This window comes from Pandoraea sp. 64-18 (genome assembly GCF_001899225.1).
Lineage (GTDB): Bacteria > Pseudomonadota > Gammaproteobacteria > Burkholderiales > Burkholderiaceae > Pandoraea > Pandoraea cepalis.
In genome coordinates, this window is the sequence record NZ_MKVU01000007.1 from 94,816 (window position 1) to 115,092 (window position 20,277).

Genomic DNA, 20,277 nt, shown 5'->3' on the forward strand with positions numbered 1-20,277 from the left:
CCACGCCGGAGACGACCGCAACGTCAGGCAGCCAACACCTGCCGCTGCCCCGCCGACAGACGCTTGCGCACGGCATTCGCGGCGGCAACCATATTCGTCAACGCGCGATCGACCTGCGCCCAGTCGCGCGTCTTCAACCCGCAATCCGGGTTGACCCACAGACGCTCGGCCGGAATGCGTGTGAGCGCCGCCTCGATCAGATGCTCCATCTCCGCCTGCGACGGCACGCGCGGCGAGTGAATGTCGTACACGCCCGGGCCGATCTCGTTCGGATACGCGAAGGCCTCGAAGGCGCCAAGCAGTTCCATGTCGGAGCGCGTGGTCTCGATGGAGATCACGTCGGCATCGAGCGCCGCAATCGACGGCAGAATGTCGTGGAACTCCGAATAGCACATATGCGTATGGATCTGCGTGTCGTCGGCCACCCCCGACGAGCACACACGGAACGCGTGCACCGCCCAATCGAGGTACGATGGCCAATCGCCCTCGCGCAACGGCAGCCCCTCACGCAGCGCAGGTTCGTCGATCTGAATCACCCGCACGCCCGCCTTCTCCAGCGCAGCCACTTCCTCGCGCAGCGCCAGCGCAATCTGCAACGCCGTGAGTTCGCGCGGCTGATCGTCGCGCACGAACGACCATTGCAGCATCGTCACCGGGCCGGTCAGCATGCCCTTGACCGGCTTGTCCGTCAGTTGCTGCGCATAAGCGCTCCATGTGACGGTCATCGGCTCGGGCAGGTACACGTCGCCGTAGATCACCGGCGGCTTCACGCAGCGCGAACCGTAGCTCTGCACCCAGCCTTGCTCGGTGATCACGAAGCCCCACAGCAGATCGCCGAAGTACTCGACCATGTCGTTGCGTTCGGCCTCGCCATGCACGAGCACGTCGAGTCCATACGCTTCCTGCTTCTCGACGGCCAGACGAATCTGCGCACGCATCGTCTCCAGGTAATCGAGATGCGACAGCGCGCGTCGCTTGAAGTCGGCTCGCGCCCGACGAATCGCCGGCGTCTGCGGGAACGATCCGATGGTCGTCGTCGGCAGTACGGGCAGCTTGAGCCACGCGCGCTGCGCGCTGGCACGCGCTGGGTAGTCGGACGCACGGCGCGCGTGCGCGTCGGTGAGCGCCGCCAGACGCTTTTGCACCACGCTGTTGTGAATGCGCGGCGACGTTCGGCGCGCGGCCTGCGCGGTGGCATCGGCGACGAAGGCGGCGCTTACGTCGGCGCTCGCGAACGCCGCAGCGTCCAGCGAGCGGCGCAGCAACGCCACTTCAGCAAGCTTCTGCACGGCAAAGGCGAGCCAAGTGCGCACTTCCTTGTCCAGACGCCCTTCGCTCGCCAGGTCGACCGGGCAGTGCATCAGCGAGCCGCTCGACGCCACCCACAGCCGGTCCCCGAGCGCATCCGCCAACGGCACGAGCAACGCCCTCGCCTTCGCCAGATCGCAGCGCCAGACGTTTCGACTATCGACCACTCCCACAGACAGCACCTTCTGATGCGGCCACTGCGCGGCGAATGTGTCGAGTTGCTTCGGTGCACGCACGCCGTCGAGATGCACCCCGGCCACGGGCAACGCCGCCAGCAGCGCCGCGTGCTCGCTGACATCGCCAAAGTACGTGGCGAGCAGCAGTGATGGGGCGACGGGCGCGAGACGGTGATACACAGGCGTGAAGGCGTCGCGCCACGGCTCGGGCAGGTCGAGCGCCAGAATCGGCTCGTCGATCTGCACCCACGTCACGCCTTGCGTCTTCAGGCGCGCCAGCACCCGCTCATATTGCGTGAGCAGGTCGGGCAGCAACGAGAGACGGTCGGCCAGGCCGTTCTTCTCTTTGCCCAGGTACAGCAGCGAAAGCGGGCCGAGCAACACCGGCTTGACGCTTCCGCCCTCGGCCAGCGCTTCCGCCACGTCGTCGAACAGCCACTCGGTGCCCTCGCCGAAACGCGTCTGCGGCGAGTATTCCGGCACGAGATAGTGGTAATTCGTATCGAACCACTTGGTCATTTCCATCGCGCTTTGGCCAGCATCGCCCCGCGCAGCGACGAAGTAGTCGTCGAGGCTGAGCGCTGCGGGCGCCCAGCCAAAGCGCGCCGGCAGCCCGCCGACGAGCGCCAGCGTCGAGAGCACGTGGTCGTACCAATGGAAGTCGCCGACGGTGATCCAGTCGAGCCCCGCCTCGCGCTGCGCGCGCCGGTTGGCCGCGCGAATCTGCCGTCCGATCTCTTGCAACGCGGTGGCGCTCATCTCGCCGCGCCAGAACGCCTCGACGGCGAATTTGAGTTCACGGTGTGCGCCGATGCGCGGCAATCCGAGTACGTGGGCCTGAGCCATGGGGGTGTCCTTCCGGGAAGCGTGCGATGTTGCGAAGTCGTCGTCTGCGGGCAATGCCCGCCCAGGCTGGCAGTATCCCGGCCATCCGTGTATTATTCAAACGAAAGTTTTTGCCATTTATTATTAATTTTATTCATGCAACGCACTCCCATCGAACTTCGCCATCTGCAGACGTTGCTCGCGCTGCGCGATACGGGCAGCGTTTCGCGTGCGGCGCTGTGGCTGCACCTGACGCAGTCGGCGCTCTCGCATCAGATCAAGGCATTGGAGGATTTCTATGGCTTGCCGCTGTTCGTGCGCAAGTCGTCGCCGCTGGTGTTCACCCCCGCGGGCAAGCGGCTGCTGGCGTTGGCGGAAGAAGTCGTACCGGCCGTCGACGAAGCGGGTCGCGACCTCACGCGGCTTGCGCAGGGCACCCAGGGCACGCTGCGCATCGCGGTCGAGTGCCACACGTGTTTCGATTGGCTGATGCCCGCGATGGATGCCTTCCGGCAACGCTGGCCGGAAGTCGAACTCGATATCGTGTCGGGCTTTCATGCCGACCCCATCGGGCTGTTGCATCAGGACCGCGCCGATCTGGCGATCATTTCCGAACGTGAAGAAGGCGAGGCGGTCGATTTCCACCCGCTGTTCCGCTTCCAGATGATGGCGCTCATGGCGAACGACCATCCGCTCGCCGGCAAACCGTATCTCGACGCCGCGGACTTCCGTGACGAAACGCTCATCACCTATCCCGTGCCCGACGACATGCTCGATATCGTGCGTCAGGTGCTGCGTCCCGCAGGGATCGAACCGACGCGCCGTACCACCGAGTTGACGGTGGCGATTCTGCAACTGGTCGCCAGCCGGCGCGGGCTGGCTGCCCTGCCGCTGTGGGCCGTGTCGGGCTATCTCGAGCGCCGCTATGTGAGCGCGCGCCCGATCACACCACAAGGGCTCACCGCGGAACTCTGGGCCGCAACGTTGCCAGCGATCACCGCGCGTCCCTATATCGGCGAATTCGTCTCGCTCATGCGCGAGACGAGCCTGCTCACGCTTCCGGAAATCGAATTGCTCTGACGCGGCGTCGCGCGGCCGATAGCCATCCGCGGTGTCATGCCGGGCGACGTACGACCAGACGGCACACTCGCTTACCGGAACTCGCGCTGGTGACGTCTTCCTCGTGCAAGACAACGCCGCCGTGAAGGGCAGCGCGCACCACGTCGGGCGAGAAGGCGCTATAGAGCCGTCCGTCCGCATGGCGAAGATCGTCACCCTCGGTGACACGCCATGAAACGTAAAGCACGCCCCCCGGACGCACGAGCGCCCAGAGCCGGGCGGCCGCCTGCGGCACATCATTCGCGGGCAGATGCATCAGCACCGTCTCGCACACCACGTTATCGAACTGCGCCGTCACGCCCTCCAGTCCCGGGAGGTGCCCGAGGTGAAACGTCACCGACGGAAACGATTGACGCGCCAGTTCGACGAGCGCGGGCGAACTGTCGTAGCCGACCACGTCGAACGCTTGCTGCGCGAGCCAGGCGGCATCGCGTCCGTTGCCGCAGCCCACATCGATCGTGCGTCCACCGGGGACGAAATGGCGCACCAGCAGTGCGTACATGTCGTCCGGCGGCGGCTGGTTGCACCAGTCCTCGTTGTAACGAACGGCGTTGGCCTCGTAGGCCGCTTCTGTTTGCAGATCCGTCATGATCGGCGACTCCGGAAGCCAGCGGGGAATGACCGCGTCAGCGCGTGGCACTATGCCTTACTGCGAGATTTTCTCCAGCGCGATGTCACGCGTGCGCGGGCCCATCAGGCCAATGGCGAGCATGACGATCAGCATCGCGCAGGAGATGAACACGAACACCCCGGTCACCCCGAAATGGCGCAGCGCGGCGGCGATCAGGAACGCCGTGAAGATCGCAGAGAAGCGGCTCCACGAATAGACGAAGCCGACGGCGCGCGCCCGGATCCCCGTGGGGAACAGTTCGGTCTGATACGCGTGATAGCTGTAAGACATGATGTTGTTCGCGAGCGTCAGGCCGATCCCCATTGCCACGAGCAGAAACGACGACGTCACCTGCGAGAACGCGATCCCACACACGATACCGATGCCGGCCGTCCACACGATGGCGTGCTTGCGCTCGACCTTGTCTGCCATCCACAGCCCGATCAGCGGACCCACGGGGGCGGCCAGCGCGATCACGCTGGCGTATGCCAGACTCGTCGTCACGGTAATCCCCTGCTTGATGAGCAGCGTCGGCACCCAGTTGGCGAAGCCGTAGAAGCCGACCGTCTGGAAGATGTTGAACAGAATCATCATGATCGCGCGCTTGCGATACGGCGGCACCCACATGTCGCGAAACGCGCCCTTCGGCACGACCCGCTCCGGCTCGCCCGGGGGCGGCAGCGGTTTGCCGTATTCGCGGGCGACCTTCGCTTCGAGTTCTGACAAGACGCGGTCCGCCTCGTCGAGGCGCCCCTTCTGCGCTAGCCAGCGCGGGCTCTCCGGCAGCGCGCGGCGAATCCACCAGACGAACACCGCACCATGGGCGCCGATGAGCACCACCCAGCGCCAGCCCTCCAGGCCGAGGAACTCGCGCGGCACGAGCCAGTAGGCGAGCAGCGCAACGACCGGCACGGCGGTGAAGCCGACCGCCTGTTCGCACGCGAACGCCCGACCGCGAATCTGCTTGGGTACGAGTTCGGCAATATAGGTGCCGATCGTCACCAGCTCCACGCCGATGCCAAGCCCCACCACGAAGCGCCAGAAGTTAAGGCCCGTGGCGGTGTCCTGAAACGCCATGATGACGTTGGCCACCGTGTACCAGAGCAGCGAGCCCGTGAAGACGGCGCGACGGCCGTACCGATCCGCGAGAAAGCCGCAGGCGATGGTGCCGATGAACAGACCGGTGAACAGCGCCGCGATGAAGCTCGCCACGCCCGTCATCCCGAACAACCCCGATGTCGTGGGCGTCAGGATGCCGCTTTTCACCAGCCCGGGCGCCACATAGCCCGTGTACAGTAGGTCGTAGAGTTCGAAGAAGAAGCCCAGGCTGAGCAACACCACCAGTTTCCAGACGGTGCGCGTCGGGGGCAAACGGTCGAGGCGGGCGGAGATCTCGCCGGCGCTCAGGCGAGTTGCCGCAGCGGGGGCTTGAGCGGCGCGAGGCATGGAAGGCATTGAAGCGTCGGGGGATAGCATGGAAATCGTCTCCGGGCCCGCTCGGTCATGGCCGAACAGATCATTGTCCGACGCGTCCCGGCCGACCGGCTGGCAGGCAATCGCCTGACGAGCCGTGACCGGCGCATCGGATACACCATGAATCGACAGGCAAGGGGGCGAAATTGTGCCACGAATGACACCGCACCTGTCAGCTTTGCCACGTACTACGAAAAATGGCGATATTCATCAAGTCCGCGCACCGCGCACGATGACCGGAACGTCGGACAGGAACCGAATGCAGCCACCGAAACGAACGTCGCAGCCGGACCGTGCTCCCGAAGACAGCATAGCGGCGCGGTTTGCGCCCTGCCGTGCCGTCTTGGCAAGGCCGGCGTGACCGTTTGCGAAGTGAGGCGCGCGCGGCGGATCGCCGGTTCGGTGCGTCGGCGTGACCCGTTGCGGCGGCGCCTCGGGCCGCCGGCGTGCCGCCGACGAGCCGATGAAAGGCCTTCGCGCGTCGCGAGTTCCCGTTACAGCCCGGATCCCGCCTGCCCTTGTGCGAGGAAATTCACCACGGCGGATGCTGTCGCACTCAACTGCTCGCGCGAGGGGAACACGAGCCAGAGCTGGCGATGCGCCCACTCGTCGGTCAGCGGGCGCACAACCACATCGAGCTTGCCCACGTAGAGTTGACCGACCTGCTCGGGTGCGATGGCAATGCCCAGGCCCGCATGCGCCATGCGGCACAACGCGTCGAGACTGGACACGCGAATCTTGATCCGCAACGGCGCCCCTGCTGCGCTCGCCTGCTGGCGCAGCAACTGCGTGAGTGCGCTGTTGCCTTGAAGGCCCACCAGCGTCTCGCCGGCACAGGCCGAGAACGGGATCTCGCCCGCACGCGCGGCCAGCGGATGTCCAGCGGGCAGAATCACGGCGAGGCGGTCGCGGCGGTACGGCACCATCGTGAACGCCTCGATGCCTTCGACGGCGTTGCAGATTCCGACGTCCACGGCCCGCTCGGCCACGCGCTGGAGCACTTCGTTGCTGTGCTGTTCGTCGAGCTCGACGTCCACGGCGGAAAACACTCGGCCGAACGCGGCCAGATCTTCCGGCAGGAACTGCACGATGGCCGACAGGTTCGCCGCGATGCGCACACTGCCGCGCGCACCTTCGTGGAACTGCGACAACTCCGCCCCCAGCGATTCGATGGTGCCGAGAATGTGTTCGGCATAGCGGCGCACCGTCTCGCCCACCGGCGTGACGGTAATACCGCGCTGATGACGCTGGATGAGCGGGAGGCCGACGATCGCCTCGATGTCGGCAATGCGCCGGCTGATCGCCGACGGCGCAATGAATTCGCGCTCGGCGGCACGCGCCATGCTCCGCTCCTGGCACACGGCCACGAAAAGGCGCAACGATGTAAGGTCTAGCTTGCGGAGAAGGTTTTCCATACCCGTACGGCATACGCCGGAAATGCCGGAAACGCCCGGCTGGCGCGGCCCCGCGCGGGGCACGTCTTTTGCTGGACAAACAACGAATCGACGCCTATTATACGCATCGCGTACACCTCCCTGCCGACCCGACCATGAGTGCACAGCAGACTTTCCTGCGCGACGCGATGCGCCGCCTGAACATGACCCGCGACAGCTTCGCCGAGCGCATCGGCGTTCGCCGGCGCGCCCTCGACACCTGGCTGCTGCCGGAGGACTCGAGCGAATATCGCACGATGCCGAGCATCGTGGAGAAATTCGTCGGTGAAATCCTCGGTCGCGAAGCTCCGTCCTCGGAATCTACGCAAAGCGCACACAAACCGCTGCGTGAACGCATGGGCCTCGACGGCAAGCCGCATCTGATCTCGGTCGACCAGTTCTCGCGCGATTCGCTCGAAGCCCTGTTCCACGTTGCCGATATCATGCAACCGATTGCACGCCGGCAAAAGATTTCGCGCGTGCTCGAAGGCGCGGTGCTCGGCAATCTGTTCTTTGAAGCCAGCACGCGTACCCGCGTAAGCTTTGGCGCAGCCTTTTGTCGCCTGGGCGGCTCGGTGTGCGACACGACCGGCTTCACGTTCTCGTCGATGGCCAAGGGCGAGTCGATTTACGACACGAGTCGCGTGATGAGCGGATATGTCGACGCGCTCGTCGTACGTCACCCGGAAAAGGGTTCGGTCGCCGAGTTTGCGCGCGCCACGAACATTCCCGTGATCAACGGCGGCGACGGCCCGGGCGAACACCCGAGCCAGGCGATTCTCGACCTGTACACGATCGGCCGGGAATTTTCGCGTCTGGGCAAGCTGGTCGACGGCGCGCATGTCGCGATGGTCGGCGACCTGCGCTACGGCCGCACGGTGCACTCACTCATCAAGCTGCTCGCCCTGTACCGCGGCCTGAAGTTTACGTTGATCTCGCCGCCGTCGCTGGAAATGCCGACGTACATCCTCGATCAGATCTCGCAAAATGGTCACGTGATCGTGCAGAGCCACTCGCTCGCCGATCTGAACGGTGCGGATGTGGTGTACGCCACGCGCATCCAGAAGGAACGCTTCGCCGATGAGGCCATCGAGGGCTATACGCCGGACTTCCAGATCAACGAAGCGCTGATCAATCAGTACTGCGACGCCCGCACGATCATCATGCACCCGCTGCCGCGTGACAGCCGGCCCGGCGCCAACGATCTGTCGACGGACCTGAATCACGACCCGCGCCTGGCGATCTTCCGTCAGACCGACAACGGCATTCCGGTGCGCATGGCGATCTTCGCGATCCTGCTCGGCGTGGACAAGCAGGTGCAGCACAGCATGCGCGACGCCGCGTGGCGCGCGCCTTCGCACATCGGCCCGGACGACGCCCTGTTCGACGGCCTCGACTGATCGGTCGTCGCTCGGAAAACACCGAAACCGACCTCAGACACACCTGAAATTGCACTGCCCCCAAGGATTTTTCGCGGGGGCAGTGTGTCTTTACGAGTAAAATTGCGTCCATCTCGAATCGGTACGCTTTTTTGCTTTTCCGGAGGCCCACATGCGGCGCAAGACCCTTACCCAATATCTCATCGAACAGCAGCGGGAGTTCGACAATATTCCTGCTGAGCTGCGCCTGCTGATCGAAGTGGTCGCGCGCGCGTGCAAGTCGATCAGCCATGCCGTGTCCAAGGGCGCGCTTGGCGGCGTGCTGGGCAGCGCCGGCAGCGAAAACGTCCAGGGTGAAGTGCAGAAGAAGCTCGACGTGATCTCCAACGAAATCATGCTCGAAGCGAACGAATGGGGCGGTCATCTGGCGGCGATGGCATCGGAAGAGATGGAAGACGTCTTCCATATTCCGAACCGTTATCCGCAGGGCGAGTATCTGTTGATGTTCGATCCGCTCGACGGCTCGTCGAATATCGACGTGAACGTGTCGATCGGCACGATTTTCTCGGTGCTGCGTTGTCCGGACGGCGTGACGGATCCGACCGAGAAGGACTTCCTGCAACCGGGCACGCAACAGGTCGCGGCCGGTTACGCGGTGTATGGCCCGCAAACGGTACTGGTGCTGACAACGGGTCACGGCGTGAACTGCTTCACGCTCGATCGCGAGATGGGGTCGTGGGTGCTCACGCAGGAAGGCATGCGCATTCCGGAGGACACCAAGGAGTTCGCGATCAACATGTCGAACGAGCGTCATTGGCATGCGCCGGTGCAGCGTTACATCAACGAGCTGCTGCAAGGCAAGGAAGGCGTGCGCGGCAAGGACTTCAACATGCGCTGGATCGCCTCGATGGTGGCGGACGTGCATCGCATTCTCACGCGCGGCGGTGTGTTCATGTACCCGGCTGACAAGCGCGATCCGGACAAGCCCGGCAAGCTGCGCATCATGTATGAAGCGAACCCGATGAGCTTCCTGGTCGAACAGGCGGGTGGCGCGGCGACGAACGGCGTGCAGCGCATTCTGGAAATTCAACCGCAAAAGTTGCATGAGCGCGTGGCGGTGTTCCTCGGCTCGAAGCATGAAGTCGAGCGCGTGACGGGCTATCACCTGGAAGCGGGTGCGAAACAGGGCGAATGAAGCGGAATCAAGGCGGATGGATCGTCGTTGCGAAGGCCGCATGACGCGAGCCCGTGATTGGGAAAAATGCTTCGCGACGACGAAAGCGCTGAATGTCCGAGATTTCAAAGATTTACGCGTGACTCACGCAAAGACAGTAAAAAATCTTTGGAAAAGGTAGTGACAAACGGGCAAAGTCTGCTATTATCTCACTTCTTCGCAGCGCCGGAGTAGCTCAGTCGGTAGAGCAGCTCATTCGTAATGAGAAGGTCGGGGGTTCGATTCCTCTCTCCGGCACCAGCGACTTAAATCGTTGGGTACGACGAAGTCCTCAAAACCCGCATAAGCATTAGCTTTGCGGGTTTTTTGTTTTCTCGCAATTGGGACGCCATGCCCCCCCTATTCTCGCCCCATCCGAGGGCATTTTTAGGGGCATAACGAGGCCTCCCGCCACACCACACCACGACCGGGACGCGAGCGATCGCCTCGCGGTTCAGCGCTTCGCTTGGCTGCCGTCGGCCGCGCCATCGACCGCATTATCATTCGCCCCATCTTCATCTTCCGCCGCCTGCGCCATCCACGCGTGATAGCCCGCCACGCCCATCTGCCGCATGAGCGCTTCGTTGCGCTCGAAGATCATCTCGGCCTCGGGGAACGCTTCGACTGCGCGATCGATGCTCGACTCGCGCAGCAAATGCCATATCGGATACGGCGCGCGGTTCGTGTAGTTTTCCACGTCGTCCGGCGCGGTACCTTCGAATTGATAGTCCGGATGAAAACTCGCGATCTGTAGTTCGCCCTCGAGATGCAACGACTTGAGCATGCGCTGCGCGAAGAACAGCGCGTCGTTGTACTCGTGAAAATCGAGCAGCGCACCCGGCATGATCAGCAGCGTCGTGTCCACGGCTTGTGGATCGGCTTGCGCCAACCACTGCAACTCGCGTTCGAGATCGAGCAACGTCCCTTCCATGTCGCGCGCGGCGCTCACGACGTAGCGAATCTGCTCCTTCACGTGCACCGCCTTCGCAAACGGGCAAAGGTTCAGCCCGATCACCGCACGCGTGAGCCAATGACGCGTCGCCGCGATCACAGCCTCATGGTCTTGCGCTTGCGCTTGCGCCATGGGGGGTGTGGTGTCAGGGACGGGAAAGGTCTTCTGCGTCATACGGGCACTTGGCGATTCATCATGAATACCGCATTGTAATTCCCACCGCGTCCAACACGCATGTCCGCCAGCATGCTCAGCATCGATAATTCAGGGGCACGAATGCCAAAACGGCCCGACGGCATCTGCGCCACCATGCGGTTTTCCCACCGCCACGCGTCCAACGACTATGCCCGGTCCGTCGTCCATCCCGTCTCCCGCCGCCAGCACGCCCGAAATTCTCTCGCCTGCTCCGCCCTCCGCCGAAAATGGGGCCGTGCGGCGTATCCACCATCGCGACACAGCGTCATTGGCGAGCATGACACTCAGTCAACTGCTCGCGGCAAGCCGGTCGCGCGACTATCGCACGCAGGATATCTGGCGTGCGATAGTCGATCCCCAAGTCGATGCGGGTCGCGAACTACGACTCGCTTGCGAGAGCGCCTCCCCCAACGGACCATTGTTCCTCCAAATGGCAACCCTGCTCAACACGCCCGAGGAGGAGCGCACGCTGGATCGTTTGATTGACGTGGGCATCTTCCTCGTACCGGCCCGCGCCCGGCAACTTCGCGCCGACGACGCCGCCCTGCTGCGAAGCGACGAAGGCCTGAAACTCTGGCTGCAATACGCCGCGTCGCCGACCTGCTATCTGAGCGTGTTCGACGGCTCCGACGTCTTCGGCGAAGCCACCACCAAAAGCCGCGCGCGCATCGACAAGATCCTTCGCGTGCTGGTGGCGGTCGGGCGCGACAAGACCGACGCCACGCCCGCGAACCCGACCGCCACGGCCCCTCGCAATCCCCTCGCGCATTTGTGCAGCCAGACCGCCCCACAATGGCTGCGCCGCCTGCTCCAACTCGGTGCGTGCCCCGAGCAGATGAACGACCAAGGCATGCCGCTGACGGTGGTCGCCATGCGCGCGCAAGCGCTTCGCCTGTACACCGCCGATCACGATCCCCTTGATCCGCACGACTCGCTGCACCAACTCGCACAACTGCTCAGGCGCCAAGGCGCGGATCTCGCACAATCGAATCGCGATGGTATGCCCGGGCCGGCCCTGCTCACGCTCCACGGGCTCTGCGGCGCCGCCGAAGCCCTGCTCGCCGCCGGCGCCGATCCGAACGCCCCCGACCGGAACGGCAACACGCTGATGCACCATCTCGCGTACATCGTTCGCCTGCAGGACGACCCGGTAAAGATCGACTGCGCGTGCCTCGCGCGACACGCCCTCGTCGTCGCGTCCGGCTACGGCGGCGACATGACCCGAGCCAACCATGCAGGACAAACGCCGCGCTCGTGGATCCCCGAACCGTTGCCCGCCGCCCCTCAGATCGGCGATCAGCACCTCGACACCGTCAGAACCACGGCGCGTCGACGGATTCGCGCACTGATCTAGTTCGCGCACCGGCCCGAGTTCCGCCGTCCTCCGGCGCGCACGCCGTCGCGCGGCGGCCATCGCCATGCGACATGGCGTCGCGCGACGGCGGCTTGCCGCATCGCGCTTGCCTCGACATGCGCACCCCCATATTGCTTTGCACTCCTATTCTCCATGCCTCAATCACCACTGGCCACGCCGTCCGCTTGTAGCGGGGCCACTTGCCTGAGTCCCGCAGCACAGCCCAAGCCCTCTGACATCGGCCCCAGCGGTTCAGTCGCCACCGCCTCCTCGGCGCTGTCCGACATGACGCTCGATCGCCTGCTGATCGCCAAACAAGACGGCCAATGCTCACCGCAGCAGGCATGGGAAATACTGATGAACCTGAACACGACGGCAGGCCGGGAGCTACGCGACAGTTGCCTGATTTCCGGCGCGTCCCGCCCCGAGGAATTGGCCTTTTCGATGGCCACGCTGTTCTGCACGGCAGCGCAGGACCGCACCCTCGCCAAACTCGACGAAGCCGGCATCTTCATCGACCGGACACGACGTGACCGGTTACGCCCCGAGGACGCCGCCTTGCTGTTGAGCGACGAAGGACTGCGGCTCTGGCTCCGTTTTGCCGCGTCGCCATCGGGCTACCTCAGCGTGTTTGTCGATTCGATCCTGAACGCCCCCGCCGAGCTGACAGGGACGCTCGCCGCGGCGCTCCGGGTGCTCGTCGCCTGCGGCCGTGACACGACCAACGACGTCGCGGCGTCCGAAGTCGCGGGCGATGTCCATCTCCCGCTCTCGCATGTGTGCAGCCAGGTCGCGCCCGAATGGTTGCCGTCACTGCTGAACTACGGCGCCGACGTCAATCAACGCACCGTCAACGGTGTGCCGCTCGTGGCCACCGCCCTGGCGGCCCAGGCCCAACGTCTCTATGCGGAGGGCCACGATTTGCTCGTCCCGCATGTGTCGTATCAGCAACTTGGCGCGATGTTCCAGTCACATGGCGCCGATCTGTCGCAGCGCTCCCGCACCGGATCCCCCCCTGCCATGCTGCTCGCGCTGAACGGCTATTGCGCCGCGGCAGAGGCCCTGCTTTCGCTCGGCGCGGGCGGTAGTCATCCCGACCGCAACGGCAATACGCTCATGCACTATCTCGCGGCCGTGACGCACCTCCGGCAACACGCCGTCTCCGCCTTTTTCCTGCTCAACCTCGCCTTGCGATTCGGCCACGATCCCGCCGAACCCAACCGGGAAGGCACGACGCCGTGCGCACTGCTTCGCGACGGCCTTGCGCAGTACCTGCGGCTCAATCAGACGATGATTGCGCAAGCTCGCGAGCGGGCAAGGCGTGGCGTGTCGGCCTCCACGGCGCCGGGTGCCCAGAACGCCAACCGTCATGTACCGCCCTTCGTCATTGCCGTGGCCGCCGAGGCGCATCGACTCATCGCGCAGGGGCACGACCCCTTGCTGCCGCACGAATCGATCTTCCAGTTGGGGATGTCGCTCCAGCGCGACGGCGTCGACATCGGGCAACGACATACCGACGGCACGCCCCCGGTCCTGTGGCTGGCCCGACAGGGATACTGCGGCGCCGCCGAAGTGCTGCTCGCACTCCACCCGAACGCCAACGCCTGCGGGCCGGACGGCAATACGCTCATTCACGCCCTGGCGGGCGCGACCCGCACGCGTGAGAGCGCCATCCTGGCCGACTACATGCTGAGCACAGCGTTGCGGTATGGTGGCGATCCCACCCGGCCCAATCGATGCGGAAATACGGCACTCTCGTTCCTGAGCACCGAGCGCACCCGGTTCGTGCGGGCCAGCTTCGCGTTCGTCTCCGAGACGCGCAACAGCGCGCGACAGAAGGTCGCCCAACGGCAATAGCGCGCGCCCCAACATGCGGCGGATCGCGCGCTTCGGGCGGATCGGGCGGATCGGGCGGATCGGGCGCTTCGGCCGTGTCGATCGCGCGACAGCCCGTCGCGACGATGCGACATTACGCCGCATCCCCATAACATGCATTTAATTTGCATCTTATAATGCGCTCGCCGGGTCCCTAAAGAGATGGTCGTGTTGTGAGCCCTGGGACACCGGCGACCGAATGCCGCACCGAGAATCTTCCGCACAATGAGATCCGGCGGTGCTGATGGAATACCCACAAGTGCGACAAAAAAGATGCATATGAATTGCATCTTACAAACTCAGGAGTTTTTGCCATGCTTTCCGCAGCTTCCCGCCCCTACATCGATGCGAGTGTTCCGGTTTTGCGCGAGCACGGTCTTGCGATCACGCGCCACTTCTACGCAAGCATGTTCGAAGCCCATCCTGAGCTGCGCAATCTCTTCAACATGGGCAATCAAGCCAGTGGCGCGCAGCAACAGTCGCTCGCCTCGGCCGTGTTCGCGTACGCCGCGAACATCGACAACGCCGCAGCGCTTGGGCCGGTGCTAGAGCGTATCGTGCACAAGCACGTGTCGGTCGGCATCACGCCGTCGCATTACCCGATCGTTGGCCGCCATTTGCTCGGTGCCATCAAGGACGTGTTGGGCGACGCCGCCACGCCCGCACTGATCGCCGCGTGGGACGAAGCCTACTGGCTGCTCGCCGGCGAACTGATCGCGGCCGAAGCCCGTTTGTCGGAACGCACGCACTCGCCGCTGGGCGCGCTGCGCGAACTGGTGGTGGCCGATGTCGACCGCGAAACGGATCACATCGTCTCGTACTACCTGACCACGCCCGAAGGTGGCTCGCCGGGTGAGTTCTCCCCGGGACAATATGTGAGCGTCTCGGTGACGCTGCCGGATGGCTTGCAACAACGCCGTCAATATAGTCTGTCCGACGCACCGCAAGCCGCGCACTGGCGCATCACCGTCAAGGCGGAGGCCGCCGACGAAACGAAGCCGGCCGGTCAGGTCTCGAACTGGCTGCACGCGAATGTGAAGGCCGGCGACCGCCTGCTCGTGAGCGCGCCGTACGGCGAGTTCACGACGTCGCTCGACGAGGCTCGTCCGCTCGTGCTGCTCAGCGCCGGCGTCGGTATTACGCCGATGATGTCGATGGTCGCCGCGCTGGCGGCCAAGGGGTCGCGCCGCGAGATTCTGTTCGCGCATGCCGCCCGCCACGGCTCGCATGTCGCTCTGCGCCGTCACCTGACGTTCGCGGCTACGCAACTGCCCAACCTGCGCGTGGCGACGTTCTTCGAAACGCCGCAAAGCCACGAACGCGAAGGCGCCGACTACAGCTACGCCGGCCGCATGGACATCTCGCGCCTCACACTGCCTGCCAACGCCGATTACCTGCTGTGCGGCCCGGTGCCGTTCATGCAGACGCAATGGCGCGCCCTGCGCGACGCCGGCGTGCCGGCTGAGCGTCTGCATCGTGAAGTCTTCGGTCCGGACGCGCTCGATCACCTGCTCTGATCCAGCCCCGCGGTAAACGACACGAGGCCCCCGAATCTGGGGGCCTCGTGTCGTTTTGTCATCGAGATGCAGTGCCCCCGCCGCGCGGGCCGCCGCCGATGACACCTCAGTCGATCAAGGCGCCCGAGGCGTCATAGAACGGATGCGAGCCGCCCGCATCGTCGACGAAGGCCAGATGCGAGACCAGTCCGATCTGCGGCGTGAATCGATGCAGTTGGAACGCCGGCGGATCGAGCGCCCACGCGGACGGTCCGCCCTCGCGCAGATCGAGCGCGACCTGGTGGGCCGGTGACGGGCATACGCTCGCAATCGTGCCGGCAAAGCGCGTATGAATCGGCCGATGCACGTGACCGCAAATCAATCGCTCGACGTTGTCGAAACGGCGCACCACGTCGGCGAGCTTCGCCGCATCGGCGGCATCGAGCGCCTGAGCATCCATGTGCTCGATACCACACGCGAAAGGCGGATGGTGCATGGCGATCACCGTCGGCGTGGCGGTATCGCTGGCGAGCACCGCTTCGAGCCATTGCAGACGCTGGTCGCACAAGCGCCCACCGCCGTTGGGCGGGTCCTGCGTATCGAGCGCCACGAGCCGCAGCGCGCCGAGCGTCGCCGTGTACTGCACGAAGCTGCCCGGCTCGCCGAGATACGTGTGCTCGGGAAACACCTCGCGCAGTGCGTCGCGACCGTCGTGATTGCCGATGATGAGGTAGTACGGGATCTGCAACGGCGCGAGCAAACGACGCAGGTGCTCATATTCCTCGCGCGCACCGAAATCGACGAGATCGCCCGTCAGCACAACGAATTCGGGACGCGGCACCAGCGTATTCAGACGCGCCACGCAGCGTTCGAGATAGGCGGCGGTATCCACGCGCCGATAGGCCAGCTTGCCGGGCCGTTTGATGTGAAGGTCGCTGATTTGTGCGAACAGCATGGGCAGTTTATCCGTGAAGCGAAAAGACATGGGCGGCGGGCAGCGACAACCCGACCTGTTCGCCGACGCGGCATGCGCGACGGCTGGACACTTCGACCAGCACCGACCCCGCGGCGGACACGCCGCCCAGCGTCAGTCGGGTACGGTCGCCGAGAAACTGTACTTCCTCGATACGGCCGACGAGCGCTGCATCGTCCGCCGGCACGACCACCGCATCTTCCGGGCGGAAGTACAACTCCTGCACGTCGGCACGCACATTCGGGCAGGCAAAACGTCCGCCTTCCAGATGGAAATGTCCCTCGCGCCACACGCCGGCCAGACGGTTGATCGTGCCGACAAAGTTGGCGACATGGCGAGAGGCCGGTTGGTAGTAGATGTCTCGCGGCGCGCCGATCTGCTCGATGCGCCCCGCGCTCATCACCACGATGCGATCGCCCAACGCCATCGCCTCGTCCTGGTCGTGGGTGACATACACGGTTGTGACCCCCAGGCCACGCAGCAGACGATCCATATCGGCGCGCACCGTCTCGCGCAGCTTGGCGTCGAGGGCCGTGAGCGGCTCGTCGAGCAGCAACACGCGAGGCTCCGGCGCGAGCGCGCGCGCCAACGCCACGCGCTGCTTCTGACCGCCCGAGAGCTGCGCGATCGCGCGCTCGGCGAACGGCGTGAGCTGCACGAGGTCGAGCAGCTCGTTCACGCGCTTGTCGATCTGCGCGGACGGCAGGCCTCGCAGCTTCAGGCCATACGCGACGTTGCCGCGCACGGTGAAGTTCGGGAACAGCGCGTAGTTCTGGAACACCATCCCCACGCGGCGCTTCTCGATGGGCAGACGCGTGACGTCTTCGTCGCCGAAGCGCACGCGGCCGCCGGCGTCGGGCCGCTCGAGTCCGGCGATCATGCGCAGGGTCGTGGTCTTGCCACACCCCGACGGGCCGAGCAGCACCAGCGTCTCGCCCGCGCCGATCGTCAGATCGAGGGGCTGCAACACCGTGGTGCCGTGAAACGTCTTGGCACAGCGTTCGAGATGAATTGGGATGGAAGTCAGTTTCATCGTCATATCCTAAGCATTCGGTGGCGTACTCGCATCCGCCGGATCAAGTGCGGCCACGCGCCGACGTTTTCCCGTTCGACACTTTGGCCCGTTGCGCCGTCATCTGCATGACGACCAGCAACGGCACGATCATCACGAAAAACACCGCCGTGTACGCGCTGCCGATCTCCAGGCGCAGCGACGCGTAAGCGTCCGCCAGCCCCACGGGCAGCGTCTTCGTGTCGGGCGTGTGCAGCATCCATGTCAGGTTGAATTCGCCGAGCGAGAGCGTCACCACGATGAGTGCGGCCGCCACGATCTCGCTGCGGATGTTGGGCAGCACCACCGTCGTGAAGCGCCGCAGGAAACCCGCGCCGAGGCTTGCCGCGCCCTCCTCCATCAGCTTGATGCGCGCGTCGGCGCATGCCGCCGCCACGGCACGCACCATGAACGGCAGCGTGAAGATGACGTGACCCACGACAATGAACGCGAGACTCTCGCGGAAGCCGCGCATGCCGCCATACACGCTGATCAGCGCGAGCGCACTGGCCAGCCCGGGGAGCGCGATGGGCAACGTCAGCAGCTCCTCGATCCAGCGCGCCATGCGGCTGCGCCAGCGCGCCAGCACGTAACCGGCCGGCACCCCGAGCAGCGTCACCAGCACAAGCGTGGCGGCGCCGACGTACAGCGAATTCAGAATCGCGTCGTGATAGTCCTGCCAGACCTGGATCACCCACTTGAACGTGAGGCCGGCCGACGGCCCCCGGAAATAGTTCACCGACAGCCCGGCAAGTATCGACATACCCACCGGCACCAGCAGGAACGCACACATCAGCAGCGTGAGCAGCAGTTGCAGCGTGAAAAGCGTTTTCTTGAGCATGCGAATCAACCTCCGGCGGCAACCGCCTGCCCCGTAAAATTGCGGGCCAGCATGAGCACCGCCCACGTCACCACGCCGAGCACCACCGAGAGCGCCGCCGCCGTCGCCACGTTGGCGTTGAGCGTGAACTCGGTGTAGATGGTCATGGGCAGCACGTCGATATCGGTCGCCAGCGTAAAGGCCGTGCCGAATGCGCCGACCGAGGTGGCGAAACACATCGCGCCCGACGCGATCAGCGCCGGCGCCAACGCAGGCAGCGTCACGTCGCGCGCGATGGCGAACGGCCCGGCGCCCAGCGACGCGGCCGCTTCCGTGAGCGAGTGATCGAGCGACTCCGCCGCGGCCATCACGGCGAGGATCACGCGCGGAATCGAGAAATACAGGTAGCCGATGAAGAGCCCGGTGAGCGAGTACGCGAACACGAGTTTGTGGCCAAGGAGTTTCGCCGACAGATCGCCGATGAGCCCCTGACGCCCCGCCAGCATGATGACCATGAAGCCGACCACCACGCCGGGGAACGCCAACGGCAGCGTCAGCATCGATACGAGCGCCGATTTCCCCAGGAAGTCGTGACGGGTGAGGAAGAGGCCCGCCACCAGCGATAACGCCAGCGTGGCAAGGGTGACCAGCGCCGAGAGCGCGATGGTCTGCCACAGGCTGTCGAGATAACGCGCATTGGTGAGAATGGCGCGATAGGTCTCGAACGCGTGACCGTCGGCGCTCACCTGCACCAGGGCAGCCATTGGCAACAGCCAGAACGCCAGAAAGACCGCCAGCGCCGGCAGCAGCAGTGCCACGCGCCAGCCGCGCGGCAGAGTCAGGTCACGCATCGCTTGTTTTGCTCCTCTTCCTCGTTGAACATCAGGGCGAAACGACCCTGCGTGCTTAGCGCACGTTCTTCAGATACTGTTGACCGAACGCGTCCTGCTGCGCGGCGAGCTTCTGCAAATCGACCGGTTTCACCCGCGCGTAGTCGCTCGCGGGCAAGAACTTGGCGGCGACCTCGGCCGGCATCGTGCTCGCGCGCACCGGACGCAGGAACGCTTGCGCCCAATGCGCCTGGCCCTTGTCGGACAGCGTGTAGTCGATCACCTTCTTGCCGTTGTCCGGGTGCGGGCCGTTCTTCACGAGCGCGATCACGTACGGCAGCGACACGGTGCCTTCCTTCGGGATCACGAACTGCACGTTGGCGTGGTCCTTGTAGATGGCACGGTAGGCGTTGAAATCGAAGTCGATCAGGATGGGGATCTCACCCGAGAGCACGCGCGCATACGCCGTTTGCTTAGGCACGATCGGCGCGTTCGCCTTGAGCTTCTGGAGATAGCTGATGGCCGGACCGAAGTTGTCCATCGACCCGCCGAGCGCCTGATTGGCGGCAATCGCGGCGGCATAGCCGGCGAATGCGCTGCTCGGATCCAGGTAACCCACCATGCCGCGATATTCCGGCTTGAGCAGGTCGGCCCACGAACGCGGCACCGGCTTGCCTTCCAGCGCGTCGCGGTTCACGAAGAAGCCGACCGTGCCCGAATGGATCGTCGTCCACATGCCGTTCGGATCCTTCATGGCGGCCGGCACCTGATCCCAGTTCGCCGGCTTGTACGGCGCGAGCAGGCCCTTCTTCGCCGCTTCGATGGCAGACGTGATGCCCAGATACACAATGTCGGCCACCGGCGCTTTCTGCTCGGCGATCAATTGCGCAACGGCCTGGCCGGAGTTCTTGTTATCGAGCGGCACGCGAATGCCGGTGTCTTGTGCAATCGCCTTGACCTGACCGGCCCAGTCGGCCCATTCCGGCGGGCAGTTGTAGCAGATGGCCGTCTGCTGGGCCTGCGCGGCGCCAGCGCCGAGCAGGGTGAACAGCGCCAGCGTGCGGGCGGCGCGGGTGATCCAAAGCTTCATGTTGGTAAGCTCCTGAATGTCTGAGCGTTGGCGGAACTCACGTGCCGCCGGATAAGTGCGGGCCTCATGCCCGGATGCCTGATTGCCTCGGCCGGCGCTGAACTC

16 protein-coding genes and 1 tRNA gene are annotated in these 20,277 nt (G+C 64.7%); 7 read left to right on the top strand and 10 right to left on the bottom strand.

What is annotated here, in order from left to right:
• Window positions 1-23: 23 nt before the first annotated feature.
• Window positions 24-2,330: a 5-methyltetrahydropteroyltriglutamate--homocysteine S-methyltransferase gene (gene metE, locus BGP02_RS05850; RefSeq protein ID WP_286798205.1), complete on the bottom strand. Its 2,307-nt coding sequence runs from the start codon at window positions 2,328-2,330 to the stop codon at window positions 24-26.
• A 135-nt stretch (window positions 2,331-2,465) separates the two neighbouring features.
• On the opposite strand from metE, the gene BGP02_RS05855 reads away from it, so the two are divergent.
• Complete coding sequence (locus BGP02_RS05855) at window positions 2,466-3,389, top strand: LysR family transcriptional regulator (protein ID WP_017234208.1); 924 nt, start codon at window positions 2,466-2,468, stop codon at window positions 3,387-3,389.
• Window positions 3,390-3,423: 34 nt separating this feature from the next.
• Here BGP02_RS05855 and BGP02_RS05860 read toward each other — a convergent pair whose 3' ends face one another.
• The 3 genes from BGP02_RS05860 to BGP02_RS05870 all read right to left on the bottom strand — a co-directional run bounded on the left by BGP02_RS05860 (window position 3,424) and on the right by BGP02_RS05870 (window position 6,926).
• A complete protein-coding gene (locus tag BGP02_RS05860; protein ID WP_286798206.1) occupies window positions 3,424-4,017 on the bottom strand; it encodes a class I SAM-dependent methyltransferase in 594 nt (197 codons plus the stop codon).
• Window positions 4,018-4,074: 57 nt separating this feature from the next.
• The gene (locus tag BGP02_RS05865) at window positions 4,075-5,493 is read right to left on the bottom strand and encodes an MFS transporter (protein WP_017234210.1); all 1,419 of its coding nucleotides are present in this window, start codon (window positions 5,491-5,493) and stop codon (window positions 4,075-4,077) included.
• A gap of 512 nt (window positions 5,494-6,005) precedes the next feature.
• A complete protein-coding gene (locus BGP02_RS05870; RefSeq protein WP_026131997.1) occupies window positions 6,006-6,926 on the bottom strand; it encodes a LysR substrate-binding domain-containing protein in 921 nt (306 codons plus the stop codon).
• A gap of 134 nt (window positions 6,927-7,060) precedes the next feature.
• Here BGP02_RS05870 and BGP02_RS05875 point away from each other — a divergent pair, with 134 nt between their 5' ends.
• The 3 genes from BGP02_RS05875 to BGP02_RS05885 all read left to right on the top strand — a co-directional run bounded on the left by BGP02_RS05875 (window position 7,061) and on the right by BGP02_RS05885 (window position 9,797).
• The gene (locus BGP02_RS05875) at window positions 7,061-8,344 is read left to right on the top strand and encodes an aspartate carbamoyltransferase (RefSeq protein WP_026131998.1); all 1,284 of its coding nucleotides are present in this window, start codon (window positions 7,061-7,063) and stop codon (window positions 8,342-8,344) included.
• Window positions 8,345-8,495: 151 nt separating this feature from the next.
• The gene (locus BGP02_RS05880) at window positions 8,496-9,518 is read left to right on the top strand and encodes a class 1 fructose-bisphosphatase (protein ID WP_261938194.1); all 1,023 of its coding nucleotides are present in this window, start codon (window positions 8,496-8,498) and stop codon (window positions 9,516-9,518) included.
• Between the two features lie 203 nt (window positions 9,519-9,721).
• Window positions 9,722-9,797, top strand: a tRNA-Thr gene (locus BGP02_RS05885).
• 193 nt (window positions 9,798-9,990) lie between these two features.
• Here BGP02_RS05885 and BGP02_RS05890 read toward each other — a convergent pair.
• Window positions 9,991-10,620 (bottom strand): DUF1415 domain-containing protein, encoded by a 630-nt coding sequence (locus tag BGP02_RS05890; protein ID WP_017234214.1) that lies wholly within the window; start codon window positions 10,618-10,620, stop codon window positions 9,991-9,993.
• 340 nt (window positions 10,621-10,960) lie between these two features.
• On the opposite strand from BGP02_RS05890, the gene BGP02_RS05895 reads away from it, so the two are divergent.
• The 3 genes from BGP02_RS05895 (at window position 10,961) to hmpA (ending at window position 15,429) form a co-directional block, all read left to right on the top strand.
• Window positions 10,961-12,037 (top strand): hypothetical protein, encoded by a 1,077-nt coding sequence (locus tag BGP02_RS05895; protein WP_286798207.1) that lies wholly within the window; start codon window positions 10,961-10,963, stop codon window positions 12,035-12,037.
• Between the two features lie 285 nt (window positions 12,038-12,322).
• Window positions 12,323-13,894: an ankyrin repeat domain-containing protein gene (locus BGP02_RS05900; RefSeq protein ID WP_017234218.1), complete on the top strand. Its 1,572-nt coding sequence runs from the start codon at window positions 12,323-12,325 to the stop codon at window positions 13,892-13,894.
• A 332-nt stretch (window positions 13,895-14,226) separates the two neighbouring features.
• Window positions 14,227-15,429 carry an NO-inducible flavohemoprotein gene (gene hmpA / locus BGP02_RS05905; RefSeq protein ID WP_017234219.1) on the top strand — a complete coding sequence of 401 codons (1,203 nt, stop codon included), beginning with the start codon at window positions 14,227-14,229 and terminating at the stop codon, window positions 15,427-15,429.
• A gap of 106 nt (window positions 15,430-15,535) precedes the next feature.
• On the opposite strand, the gene BGP02_RS05910 is transcribed toward hmpA, so the two are convergent.
• Genes BGP02_RS05910 through BGP02_RS05930 form a run of 5 tightly spaced genes read right to left on the bottom strand, consistent with a single transcriptional unit; the run spans window position 15,536 to window position 20,172 of the window.
• The gene (locus BGP02_RS05910) at window positions 15,536-16,363 is read right to left on the bottom strand and encodes a phosphodiesterase (protein WP_261938190.1); all 828 of its coding nucleotides are present in this window, start codon (window positions 16,361-16,363) and stop codon (window positions 15,536-15,538) included.
• A gap of 7 nt (window positions 16,364-16,370) precedes the next feature.
• Entirely contained in the window at window positions 16,371-17,414 is a 1,044-nt protein-coding gene (locus BGP02_RS05915; RefSeq protein WP_017234221.1) for an ABC transporter ATP-binding protein, read from the bottom strand.
• A gap of 43 nt (window positions 17,415-17,457) precedes the next feature.
• Complete coding sequence (locus BGP02_RS05920) at window positions 17,458-18,339, bottom strand: ABC transporter permease (protein ID WP_369751581.1); 882 nt, start codon at window positions 18,337-18,339, stop codon at window positions 17,458-17,460.
• Window positions 18,279-19,103: an ABC transporter permease gene (locus BGP02_RS05925; RefSeq protein WP_261938188.1), complete on the bottom strand. Its 825-nt coding sequence runs from the start codon at window positions 19,101-19,103 to the stop codon at window positions 18,279-18,281. Before BGP02_RS05925 ends, BGP02_RS05920 begins: the two co-directional genes overlap by 61 nt.
• Window positions 19,104-19,158: 55 nt before the next feature.
• On the bottom strand, window positions 19,159-20,172 hold the full coding sequence (locus tag BGP02_RS05930; protein ID WP_017234224.1) for an extracellular solute-binding protein: 1,014 nt from the start codon (window positions 20,170-20,172) through the stop codon (window positions 19,159-19,161).
• Window positions 20,173-20,277: the final 105 nt, after the last annotated feature.

Coding starts and splice junctions, on each gene's coding strand:
- BGP02_RS05880 (WP_261938194.1), top strand. CDS start 8,496: ATGCGGCGCAAGACCCTTACCCAATATCTCATCGAACAGCAGCGGGAG.
- BGP02_RS05895 (WP_286798207.1), top strand. CDS start 10,961: ATGACACTCAGTCAACTGCTCGCGGCAAGCCGGTCGCGCGACTATCGC.
- BGP02_RS05910 (WP_261938190.1), bottom strand. CDS start 16,363: ATGCTGTTCGCACAAATCAGCGACCTTCACATCAAACGGCCCGGCAAG.
- BGP02_RS05855 (WP_017234208.1), top strand. CDS start 2,466: ATGCAACGCACTCCCATCGAACTTCGCCATCTGCAGACGTTGCTCGCG.
- BGP02_RS05915 (WP_017234221.1), bottom strand. CDS start 17,414: ATGAAACTGACTTCCATCCCAATTCATCTCGAACGCTGTGCCAAGACG.
- BGP02_RS05860 (WP_286798206.1), bottom strand. CDS start 4,017: ATGACGGATCTGCAAACAGAAGCGGCCTACGAGGCCAACGCCGTTCGT.
- metE (WP_286798205.1), bottom strand. CDS start 2,330: ATGGCTCAGGCCCACGTACTCGGATTGCCGCGCATCGGCGCACACCGT.
- BGP02_RS05930 (WP_017234224.1), bottom strand. CDS start 20,172: ATGAAGCTTTGGATCACCCGCGCCGCCCGCACGCTGGCGCTGTTCACC.
- hmpA (WP_017234219.1), top strand. CDS start 14,227: ATGCTTTCCGCAGCTTCCCGCCCCTACATCGATGCGAGTGTTCCGGTT.
- BGP02_RS05865 (WP_017234210.1), bottom strand. CDS start 5,493: ATGCCTTCCATGCCTCGCGCCGCTCAAGCCCCCGCTGCGGCAACTCGC.
- BGP02_RS05875 (WP_026131998.1), top strand. CDS start 7,061: ATGAGTGCACAGCAGACTTTCCTGCGCGACGCGATGCGCCGCCTGAAC.
- BGP02_RS05900 (WP_017234218.1), top strand. CDS start 12,323: ATGACGCTCGATCGCCTGCTGATCGCCAAACAAGACGGCCAATGCTCA.
- BGP02_RS05870 (WP_026131997.1), bottom strand. CDS start 6,926: ATGGAAAACCTTCTCCGCAAGCTAGACCTTACATCGTTGCGCCTTTTC.
- BGP02_RS05890 (WP_017234214.1), bottom strand. CDS start 10,620: ATGGCGCAAGCGCAAGCGCAAGACCATGAGGCTGTGATCGCGGCGACG.
- BGP02_RS05925 (WP_261938188.1), bottom strand. CDS start 19,103: ATGCGTGACCTGACTCTGCCGCGCGGCTGGCGCGTGGCACTGCTGCTG.